Here is an 8994-nt window from a genome sequence, read left to right as displayed (position 1 = left end):
TGGTGTGACGTCTCCGGTGTTTGAATAAAACGGAACATATGGTTCCGAAAACAGCGTGTTGGATCAAATGTAGATCATCGACCCGGCGATCGTCAACCGATAAAATCTATTATTCGGGATGATTTGTATCTAAAATAGCGACACGCGCCTGTGCCGCCCGCGACGCGTCGGGGCCGCGAAACCAGCGCAACCGGGCCGATGTCGTATACCCTGACGACCGATCTCGCCACGACTTCTGACGAAACCATGTCCCATTCCAAGCCAGTCACGCCTTTTGCCTCCGAAACCGGCGATCCGTTTCTCCTGACGCCGGGTCCGCTGACCACGTCGCGCACCGTGAAGGCCGCGATGCTGCACGACTGGGGTTCGCGCGACGCGAACTTCGTCGCGATCAACCAGTCCGTGCTTGCGCAGTTGCGCGACATCGCCAATGGCGGCGACGAATACGTGACCGTGCCCGTGCAGGGCTCCGGCACCTTTGCGATCGAGGCGATGCTGACGAGCCTCGTGCCGCGCGACGGCAAGGTGCTCGTGTTGATCAACGGCGCGTATGGGCTGCGCGCCAAGCGCATTTTGGATATCGCCAGACGCAAGGCCGTCGTTCATCAGACGGCCGAAGACGCGCCGCCCGATCTGAAGAAGGTCGAGTCGATCCTGAAGCGCACGCCGTCGATCACGCACGTGTTCGCGGTGCATTGCGAGACCACGTCGGGCATTCTCAATCCGGTCGCGGACATCGGCGCGCTCGCGGCGCGTTATGGGAAGGGCTTTCTGATCGATTCGATGAGCGCGTTCGGCGCCGTGCCGCTCGATGCGCGCGCGGTGGGCGCCGAAGCGATCACGGCTTCGTCGAACAAGTGCATCGAGGGCGTGCCGGGCCTCGGGTTCGTGATCTGCCGGCGCGCGGCGCTCGAAGCGTCGCAAGGCAATGCGACGACCCTCGTGCTCGACCTGCACGACCAATGGTCGAATTTCGAAAAGACCGGCCAGTACCGCTTTACGCCGCCGACGCATGTCATCGTCGCGCTGCATCAGGCGCTGCGTGAATTCGAGGACGAAGGCGGTGTGGCGGGGCGCGGCGAGCGTTATCGCAACAATTGCCGCGTGCTGATCGAAGGGATGACGGCGCTCGGCTTCAGGCCGCTTCTGGCGGCGGATTGGCAGGCGCCGATCATCGTGACGTTCCACATGCTCGACGATGCGCGTTTCGATTTTCAGCGCTTCTACGACGGCTTGAAGGAACGCGGCTTCGTGATTTATCCCGGCAAGCTGACGGTCGCGGATTCGTTTCGCATCGGCTGTATCGGCAGGATTGGGGAGCGGGAGATGCGCGCCGCGCTCGACGCCGTGCGCGAGATGCTGCAGTCGATGGGCGTGGGCGGCGCGGGAGCGCAGGCGGCTTGACGGCTGAGCGTTGTCGGACGGGAGCGCGGAGGGGTGGCTGACTGCTGTGCCATCACGAAGCCCGCGCGTAATAAATATTCTGCGGATGCCGCGCTTCGGCGAAGAAGAACCACCGCTCCGCGACGAGCCCCGAATACTGCGTCACACAGGCCGCGCACAACAGCGCGATGGACACCCCGACCGACGACGCACCCGCCCCCAGCACCATCAGCACGATCGGCAAAGCGAACGCACCGACGAGAAACGTCCACTTGATCCGCTGCAGCGCGCCGGGCGTCTGTCCATGAAAGAACTCGCGCAGATTGAACGCGCCGGCGGTGAACCCACGCGATTTCTGCACGACGTTCGGCCCCTTGATGCCGGTTGCACTTTGCACCGTCGACTTCGGACGCAGGCGCGCGTTGCGCCTCAATGACGCGACGCGGCTCGCGCAGCCCGCAAGCGTAAGCGTGCAGGCGCAGGCGGCGAGCGCGGCGGTGAGCGTCGGCGCGAGCCACGCGGCGCATGCGGTCGCGAGCGTGAAGCCCGACGCGCAGCCGAGTAGCACGAAGTTGACCATCGTGAGCGGCGTCGCCCATTCTTGCAGGAAGCGCAGGCACGCGTAAATCATCGCGGTGCAAACGAAGAGCGCGCCGCAAGCGATCACGCCGAGCACGCCGATCGCGAGTGACCACGGCGAGCCGAATCCGTGCGCGACGCCATACGCCGCTGCGCACGCGAGGAACGCGGGCAGGCAGAGGCACTCGCGTGAGAGCCACGACGTGCGCCACATGGCGATCGCGCGCCAGGCGCGCTCGGGATGCCCGAGATGGAAGAACGACGCGAGAAGCCCAAGCCCGCCGAGCACGACCGCAATCGCCGCGCCGACGATAAAGAACATCTGCGACGGCGCTGCACTCGCGGACAACAGACCCAGCCGAAGCGCGGCCTCCACGCCGACGAGCGCGATGAGCAAGCCTTGCGCGGCACCGCTCAATGTCGTGAGGAACACGACGGAAAATGCGGGTTTCATGTGTTGCTCCGAAAAGAATGATCAGACGCGCACGGCCATCGACGCCAGGTTGATTTCGCCGCGCTCCATCTGCATGTCGAGCGGCATGGATTCGGCGTTCTCCGGCTGGCACGAACACGAGCCGCCGCTGCCGCACGAATTCACCGGCTGGCGCGGCAGGTAGTGGTTGGCGGGCTTCGTCTCCCATTCGGGCATCAGCTGATAGCCGCCGCGCTCGCGAATCGCTTTCGATACGACCGACTCGGGATCGTGGATGTCGCCGAAGAGCCGCGCCGACGTCGGGCACGCCAGCACGCACGCGGGCTTGCGATCGCGCTCGGGAAGCGCCTCGTTATAAATGCGATCCGCGCACAGCGTGCACTTGGTCATCTCCTTGCGCTCTTCGTCGAGTTCCCGCGCGCCGTAGGGGCACGCCCACGCGCAGTACTTGCAGCCGATGCACTTGTCGAAATCGACCAACACGAGGCCGTCCTCCTTGCGCTTGTAGCTCGCGCCGGTCGGACAGACCGGCACGCATGGCGGGTCCTCGCAGTGCAGACACGACTTCGGAAAATGGATCGTGTCGGCGAGCGGGAACTCGCCGGCTTCGTAGGTCTGCACGCGATTGAAGAACGTGCCGGAAGGATCGGCGTCGTACGGACGCGAATCGGCGAGACTGCCAGCCTCGCCCGACGTGTTCCACTCCTTGCAGCTCGTCACGCATGCGTGGCATCCCACGCAGACGTTCAAGTCGATTACGAGCGCCATCTGGGTCATGTCGGTCTCCTCGTCAGTTGCGCTTGACGGTGTTGCGAAGACGCGCCGCAAATTCGCCGCGTCCCGCGAAGTAGGTCTGCACCACGCGCTGGATCACGCCTGTCATGCCGGGCACGCCGTGCATCGGCGCGAACTGCGGCAGCGTGTGATCGGCGTCGGCCTCGGCGGGATAGACGCGCACGCGCACGTCGTACCACGCGGCCTGTCCCGTGATCGGATCGGAGTTCGAGTAGCGCGCGTCGTTCGGCGTGGCGCCGGGCAATTCGTCCGTGATGAGATGGTTGAGCAGGAAGCCGCGCTGCGATTCGTTGGCATCGGCGCCAAGGTTCCACGCGCCCGCCGCCTTGCCGATCGCGTTCCAGGTCCACACGGTGCCGGGCTCGACCGTTTCGCTGTAGCGCGCCATGCAGCGGACCTTGCCCCATTGCGATTCGACGTAAATCCAGCCGCCATCCTCGATGCCGTTCTCGCGCGCCATCTTCGGGTTCATGTACAGCATGTTCTCGCCGTGAATCTGCCGCAGCCACGCGTTCTGCGAATCCCACGAGTGATACATCGCCATCGGCCGCTGCGTGACCGCGGCGAGCGGAAAGCGCGCGAGATCGGTGGAGTCGCGTTCGAGCGGCGCGTACCAGAACGGCAGCGGATCGAAATACTGCTCGACGCGCGCGCGCAAATGATCCGGCGGCTGCCGCCCCTTCGTGCGCCCTTGCGCGGCGAGGCGGAATTTCTGCATCACGTCGGAATAGAGCTGTATCAGGATCGGCTCTTTGAACTTGCGAAAACCCTTCTCGACGGCCCATTGCAGGTAGGGTCCGTTGCAATTGCGCATGTATTGCAACGTCTCGGGCATCCTGTAATGGAAGACGCAGTCGTGCTTCGCGTATTCCTCCCACTGACGCGGATTCGGCTCGCCGACGAGCGCATCCTGCCCGTCCTTGCCGCGCCAGCCGATCAGAAAGCCGACGCCCGAGCCCGGTGCCGTCTGGTGATTGACAATGAAGTCCGGATAGTCGCGATACTTGCGCTTGCCTTCCGGCGTCATGAACGCGGGCAGCTTCAGGCGGCCCGCGAGTTCGACGATCACTTCCTGGAACGGCTTGCATTCGCCCGTCGGCGGCACGACGGGCACGCGCACCGAATCGACGGGACCGTCGAACTCGGAGATCGGGCGATCGAGCATCGACATCGCGTCGTGCCGTTCCAGATACGTCGTGTCCGGCAGGATCAGATCGGCGAAGGCCGTCATCTCCGACTGGAACGCATCGCACACGACGATGAACGGAATCTTGTACTCGCCGTTCTCGTGCTTGTCGGCGAGCATGCGGCGCACTTCCATCGTGTTCATCGACGAATTCCACGCCATGTTCGCCATGAAGATCATGAGCGTGTCGATGGGGTACGGATCGCCGCGCCAAGCGTTCGTGATGACGCTGTGCATCACGCCGTGGACCGCGAGCGGATACTCCCACGAGAACGCCTTGTCGATGCGCACCGGGCCGCCGGCGTCGTCGATGAAGAGATCCTCGGGCGCGGCGGGCCAGCCGAGCGGACCGTTGGCGAGCGGCGTATTGGGCTTGACCTGATCGGGATGATTTGGCGGTTTCGCCGACGGCGGCACCGCGCGCGGAAACGGCGCCTTGTGGCGAAAGCCGCCCGGCCGGTCGATGGTGCCGAGCAAGGACATCAGCACGGCCAGCGCGCGGATCGACTGGAAGCCGTTCGAGTGCGCCGCGAGCCCGCGCATCGCGTGAAAGGCGACCGGGTTGCCCGTCACGGTCTCGTGGGTCTTGCCCCATGCGTCGGTCCAGGGGATCGGCAGCGTGATCTTGTGGTCGCGGCTCACCTGCACCATCTCGGCGGCGATGCGCCGGATCGTCGCGGCGGGGATGCCGGTGATTGTCTCGGCCCACTCCGGCGTGCAGTCCGCGACGCGCTCCTTGAGCAACGCGAACGACGGACGCACCGGCGTGCCGTCGTCGAGCGTATAGCGGCCATCGAGCGCGGGCTGCGCGTCCGGCGCGTGGTGCGGCACGGCACGATTGCTCGCGCGATCCCACCACAGGTGATTTTGCGGGAAGAGCGGATTGCCTTCGTCGATGTGCGGATCCTTGACGAACAGACCGAAGCTGTCGCTCGTTTCGTTCACATCCAGCAGCTCGGCCGCGTTCGTGAAGCGCGCGACGAACTCGTGGTCGTAAGCATCGGCGGCGATCAGTTCGTGGATCAGCGCCATGAAGAGCGCGCCATCGGTGCCCGGGCGGATCGGCACCCATTCGTCGGCGATCGCGGCGTAGCCCGTGCGGATCGGATTGATCGCGATGAAGCGTCCGCCCGCGCGCTTGAACTTCGAGAGAGCGATCTTGAGCGGATTCGAGTGATGGTCCTCGGCCGTGCCGATCATCAGGAAGAGTTTGGCGCTGTCGAGATCGGGTCCGCCGAATTCCCAGAACGAGCCGCCGATCGTATAGATCATGCCGGCCGCCATGTTCGCCGAGCAGAAGCCGCCGTGCGCCGCGTAGTTGGGCGTGCCGAACTGCTTGGCGAAGAGACCGGTCAGCGCCTGCATCTGGTCGCGGCCGGTGAAGAGCGCGAACTTTTTCGGATCGGTGGCGCGCAGGTGAGAGAGGCGCTTTTCGAGCGTGGCGAACGCGACGTCCCACGACACCGGTTCGAACTGCGCGCTGCCGCGCTCTGCGTTCTGCTTGCGCATCAGCGGTTGCGTGAGTCGCGCGGGGGAATACTGCTTCATGATGCCCGATGCGCCTTTCGCGCAGATCACGCCCTGGTTGAGCGGATGATTCGGGTTGCCGTCGATGTAGCGCACTTCGCCGTCGCGCAGATGCACGCGGATGCCGCAGCGGCATGCGCACATGTAGCACGTAGTGGTCTTGACTTCGAGCTTCTCGTCTTGCGTGCGAGCGCCGTGTTCCATGTCTGCCTCCTGGACGGGCGTCGGCGGCGGGCGTCGCCCAGCCGACGATGCCGATGCCTGGATGCTAGGAGGCGTGGATACAGAAGTAAAATCGCTATTTCAGATCAGAAGCATCGGCTGAGCCGATGGTTCTCTGTGAGCGAGCGTCAGTCGGGCTTGGCGGCCGACGTCTCGGCGAATGCGGCGACCCGGCCCATCTCCAGAAGCTGCTCGGGCGTGGTGGTCGCGAACAGATGCATCGCGCGGCTGACGATGCCGGTCCATCCGGTCTGATGGCTCGCGCCGAGTCCCGCGCCGTTATCGCCGTGAAAGTATTCGTAGAAGAGGATGTAATCGCGCCAGTGCGGATCCTCCTGAAACTTGCGGTTGCCGCCGTGAACCGGCCGGCGGCCGTCGGCACCGCGCAGGAAGATGCGCGCGAGCCGGTTCGTGATCTCTTCGGCCACTTCGTAGAGCGTCATGAAATGCCCCGAATGGGTCGGGCATTCCACCTTGAAGTCGTTTCCATAGAAGCTGAAATACTGCAGTAGCGCGCGGATGATCAGGCCGTTCACCGGCATCCAGACGGGACCGCGCCAGTTGGAGTTGCCGCCGAACATCCCCGTATCCGATTCCGCCGGCAAGTACGACACGCGGTATTCCTGCCCGCCCGCGCGGTAGGTGTACGGATGATCCGCGTGATGACGCGACAGCGAGCGGATGCCATACGGGCTCAGGAATTCGTTCTCGTCGAGCATTTTCGCGAGCACGCGGCGCAGCTTGTCTTCGTTCAGAACGGCCGCGAGCCGCCGTCCGCCGACGCCCTTCGCCGTCAGGTCGTGGATGGAAGCGACGATCTCCGGGCGCGCTTCGATAAAGCGCTTGAGGTTCTCGAATGCTTCGGGTTCTCGCTCGACCAGAGCGCCATCGAAGGAAGTGACGGCGCAAAGCGGCAGAAGCCCGACCATCGAGCGCACCTTGAGCCGTTCTGCGCGGCCGTCGGGCAGACGCAGCACGTCGTAGAAGAAGCCGTCCTCTTCGTCCCACATGCCGGTGCCCTGGCCGGCGCGCAACATCGACGAGGCGATCCACAGGAAGTGCGACACGAACTTGACGCACATGTCGACGTAAGCCGGGTTGTGCAGCGCGAGTTGCGCCGAGATTTCGAGCATGTTCTCGCAGAAGAGCGCCATCCACGCGGTGCCGTCCGCCTGCTCAAGATAACCGCCCGTGGGCAACGGCGCGCTGCGGTCGAATACGCCGATGTTGTCGAGTCCGAGAAAGCCGCCTTCGAAGACGTTATTGCCTTCGCGATCCTTGCGGTTCACCCACCACGTGAAGTTGAGCAGCAGTTTGTGGAACGCGCGTTCGAGCCAGACCAGGTCGCCCTGACCCTGGCGGAACTGTTCGAGACGAAAGGTGAAGATCGTCGCCCATGCATGCACGGGCGGATTGACGTCGCCGAAATTCCACTCGTAGGCGGGAAGCTGCCCGTTCGGATGCAGATAGCGTTCCCTTAGCATCAGGTCGAGTTGCTGTTTGCCGAAGTCCGGGTCGACGAGCGTCAGTGCGAGCACATGGAACGCCAGATCCCACGCGGCGTACCACGGGTATTCCCACTTGTCGGGCATCGAGACGATGTCCGCGTTGAACATGTGGTGCCAGTGATCGTTGCGCGGCGAGCGCCGCTGAGGATTGAACGGATCGGCGCCGCGCTCGGTCAGCCATCGGTCGACGTCGTAGTAGTAGAACTGCTTGGACCACATCATCCCGGCGAGCGCCTGACGCATCACGTTCCGCGCGTCGTCGTCGAGCGACGCAGGAATGACCGTGGCGTAGAAGTCGTCCGCTTCCTTGCGGCGGGTGTTCAGGATGTCGTCGTATGCGTCGCCGAACGCGGCTTTTATGGATGCCGCCTGTTCCGGCGCTTCGCGTCGAAGTCTCAGTCGAACGGTGCGGGATTCGCCGGCGTTCACCTCGAATGGATAGTGCGCCGCGGCCTTCGTCCCGCGCTTCTCCGGATTCACCGCCCCTTCGGCATGGTGCACGACGGCGCTGTCGATACCGTCCTTGACGAAGGGCGTCCGGTTCGGCACGCCGGCGAGGCGCTCGGTGTTGGTGTCGTTTTCCGTGAAGAGCAGGGCGGCGGCCCCTTCGCAATACAGCGACCACGCCCCGAGTTCGCGATGAACGGCTGCGACGATACAGCCGGCGTCGTCGGCCGCGGCCTGCGTGACCGAAGGCCGCAACGCTTCGTCGCCCCACGACCACACATTGCGAAACCACAGCGTCGGCAGGACGTGCAGCGCGGCCGGTAAAGGACCGCGATTCAACGCGGTGATCCGGATCAGGATGTCGTCGGGCGACGCCTTCGCATATTCAACGAAGACATCGAAATAGCGATCGTCATCGAAGACGCCGGTATCCATCAGTTCATATTCGAAGTCCTGGCGACCGCGCTGGCTATTCGTCGCGACGAGATCGGCATATGGATACGCAGACTGCGGATACTTGTACAGGTACTTCATGTACGAATGCGTCGGCGTCGAATCGAGGTAAAAATAGTATTCCTTGACGTCTTCGCCGCGATTGCCTTCGCTGTTCGTAAGACCGAAGAGTCTTTCCTTCAGGATCGGATCGTTGCCGTTCCAGAGGCTCAATGCGAAGCACAGGATCTGCTGTTCGTCGGAGATGCCGGCGAGTCCGTCCTCGCCCCACCGATACGCTCGCGAGCGAGCCTGATCGTGATTGAAGTAATTCCAGGCGTCGCCGGAGTCGCTGTAGTCTTCGCGCACGGTGCCCCATTGCCGCTCCGACAGATAGGGTCCCCATGCCTTCCACGGCGCGTCGCGGCGCCGCGCCTGATCGAGCCGGTCGTGCTCAGCGGTCACTGACACCTCCTGCCTTC

Annotated in this window: 5 protein-coding genes; 1 reads left to right on the top strand and 4 read right to left on the bottom strand. The window is 64.0% G+C overall.

Annotated elements, in window-relative coordinates:
* The first annotated feature begins 246 nt into the window (after nt 1–246).
* Nucleotides 247–1404: a 2-aminoethylphosphonate--pyruvate transaminase gene (locus tag AWB66_RS28205; protein ID WP_087633361.1), complete on the top strand. Its 1158-nt coding sequence runs from the start codon at nt 247–249 to the stop codon at nt 1402–1404.
* 52 nt (nt 1405–1456) lie between these two features.
* Here AWB66_RS28205 and AWB66_RS28200 read toward each other — a convergent pair whose 3' ends face one another.
* The 4 genes from AWB66_RS28200 to AWB66_RS28185 all read right to left on the bottom strand — a co-directional run bounded on the left by AWB66_RS28200 (nt 1457) and on the right by AWB66_RS28185 (nt 8977).
* Complete coding sequence (locus AWB66_RS28200) at nt 1457–2416, bottom strand: dimethyl sulfoxide reductase anchor subunit family protein (RefSeq protein WP_087633356.1); 960 nt, start codon at nt 2414–2416, stop codon at nt 1457–1459.
* 21 nt (nt 2417–2437) lie between these two features.
* Nucleotides 2438–3172 (bottom strand): 4Fe-4S dicluster domain-containing protein, encoded by a 735-nt coding sequence (locus AWB66_RS28195; protein WP_087633355.1) that lies wholly within the window; start codon nt 3170–3172, stop codon nt 2438–2440.
* Between the two features lie 13 nt (nt 3173–3185).
* Entirely contained in the window at nt 3186–6107 is a 2922-nt protein-coding gene (locus tag AWB66_RS28190; RefSeq protein WP_087633354.1) for a molybdopterin oxidoreductase family protein, read from the bottom strand.
* 146 nt (nt 6108–6253) lie between these two features.
* Nucleotides 6254–8977 (bottom strand): MGH1-like glycoside hydrolase domain-containing protein, encoded by a 2724-nt coding sequence (locus tag AWB66_RS28185; RefSeq protein ID WP_087633353.1) that lies wholly within the window; start codon nt 8975–8977, stop codon nt 6254–6256.
* Nucleotides 8978–8994: the final 17 nt, after the last annotated feature.

The sequence above is a fragment of the Caballeronia telluris genome (genome assembly GCF_001544495.1).
Lineage (GTDB): Bacteria > Pseudomonadota > Gammaproteobacteria > Burkholderiales > Burkholderiaceae > Caballeronia > Caballeronia telluris.
The sequence above is the reverse complement of the archived record's forward strand: the minus strand, read 5'-3'. Positions and strand labels throughout refer to the sequence as shown.

What these genes read in the sequence shown, in the direction of transcription:
- AWB66_RS28190 (WP_087633354.1), bottom strand. Translation starts at nt 6,107, where the DNA reads ATGGAACACGGCGCTCGCACGCAAGACGAGAAGCTCGAAGTCAAGACC.
- AWB66_RS28205 (WP_087633361.1), top strand. Translation starts at nt 247, where the DNA reads ATGTCCCATTCCAAGCCAGTCACGCCTTTTGCCTCCGAAACCGGCGAT.
- AWB66_RS28195 (WP_087633355.1), bottom strand. Translation starts at nt 3,172, where the DNA reads ATGACCCAGATGGCGCTCGTAATCGACTTGAACGTCTGCGTGGGATGC.
- AWB66_RS28200 (WP_087633356.1), bottom strand. Translation starts at nt 2,416, where the DNA reads ATGAAACCCGCATTTTCCGTCGTGTTCCTCACGACATTGAGCGGTGCC.